General features: G+C 45.6%; 1 protein-coding gene. It reads left to right on the top strand.

Annotation, left to right across the window (positions count from 1 at the left end; all coding sequences use genetic code 11):
• Positions 1 to 295 precede the first annotated feature (295 nt).
• Entirely contained in the window at positions 296 to 1,540 is a 1,245-nt protein-coding gene (locus KG007_RS13885; protein WP_213349746.1) for a site-specific integrase, read from the top strand.
• Positions 1,541 to 1,776: the final 236 nt, after the last annotated feature.

Below are 1,776 nucleotides of genomic sequence, written 5' to 3' on the forward strand. Positions count from 1 at the left end.
TTTTAAAATAAAAATCTAGCATCCCAAAATTTGCATATTAAGCCTCTGTATATATGATAATTGCAGGAAATAAGCCCGATTTTTCCTAAAAAAACATAATAGTTTGGTACTAAGCGTGTAAGATGAATAGGCGTTACCTCCGCGTATCCGGGTTCTGTAACCAGATAGTTACTGTCAAAAAGGGGTTAACTTAGCCAAAATAAGACATTTGGTCCAATTAGTATACCATTCGGCAGTAACTTTATCATTACCTTTATCGCGGTTAACTTATTGTTTCAATAAAGGTTAGAAGGGAATGAGAAACACGTTCAAAGTACTGTTTTACATCAAGAAGAATGCGCCTTTACGCAATGGGAACACACCGATAATGGGACGCATTACGATCAACGGACAGCGGACGCAGCTGTCGACGCAACTATCTGTGAATCCGAATTTGTGGAGTGTGAGTATGGGACGAGTGGCAGGACGCAGCGCGGTTGCCGTACGTACAAACGAACAACTCGCTCAGATTCGCTTCCACATCGAACGATGTTATAATACGTTATTCTACGAGCATTCGCTGGTCACCCCGGGAATGGTCAAGGAGATGTATTTCGGTAACGACCAGCGCAATGAAACGCTGCTTGCTTTTTTCAAGCATCACAACGAAGAATTCAGCCGGATGGTCGGAATCAGCCGCAGCAAAACGACCTATTATAAATATAGGTGTGTTTACAACCATCTCGAAAGCTATGTCAACGACCGGTTCAACCGCAAGGATTTGCTGTTCAAAGAGCTTGACAAGGAGTTCCTGACGGGGTTTCACCAGTACATCGCACAGGAGTGCGGACACAAGAAAAACACGACTTGGATCTACATGATCGCACTCAAGCACGTGCTTATGCTGGCTCGTAGTAAGGGCTACATGTCCAAGGACCTCTTCTCCAATTACAAACTGCACAGCGAATTTGTCACTCGAAACTATCTATCCATGGCCGAGATACGTAAACTAATCCGCCTGGAGCTCGACGACGCTACTTTGCAGTTGGTGCGGGATGCGTTTTTGTTCAGTTGCTTCACGGGGCTCTCCTATATCGACCTCAGCCTGCTTACATCCCAGCACATTCAACAGGATGGTAAACAGTTGTGGATCAGCACGACACGTCGCAAAACCGGAGCTACCGTCAATGTGCGGATTTTCGCCGTTCCGTATGCCATCCTGCTGAAATATAAGCCCAGACAGCGTAACGCGCAGATATTCAACCTTCCAAGCAACGGCTGGTGCAACATCTGCCTCGAACGCATCATGTCCCTGGCAGGCATTCCGCGGCACATTACGTTCCACTCGGCCCGCCATACCTTTGCCACGACGATCACCCTTTCGCAGGGAATGGCAATCGAGACTATCAGTAAGTTGCTGGGGCATAAGAATATCCGCACTACGCAAATTTATGCCACCATCACACACTCGAAACTCGACGGCGACATGGAACGCCTCTCGAAACGGCTCGATACATTGTATCCGGATTCAGACCTGGATCGGGTTCAAGAGCGTTTCTGAGGCCGGATTTGTGTATACACAGAAGGTCACACATCAGACATATTCGGCCGGAATACCCGAAAACGCCTAAAAACGACGATTACAATCTGTAACCGTCGTAGAATCATATTGTCCGAATCGTAACCGTTAACAGCCGATCCTCTGCGGATATGTTATATTGGTAAATTTTTTTAATAATTTATTTGTAAACGATGCAGCATTTTCATATCTTTGCTTGTGAACTTTTTATTTTAAAA

It is taken from the genome of Alistipes montrealensis (assembly GCF_018362775.1).
GTDB classification, from domain to species: domain Bacteria; phylum Bacteroidota; class Bacteroidia; order Bacteroidales; family Rikenellaceae; genus Alistipes; species Alistipes montrealensis.

Bases quoted from the DNA above. Each gene is read 5' to 3' on its own strand.
- KG007_RS13885 (WP_213349746.1), top strand. From the start codon at position 296: ATGAGAAACACGTTCAAAGTACTGTTTTACATCAAGAAGAATGCGCCT.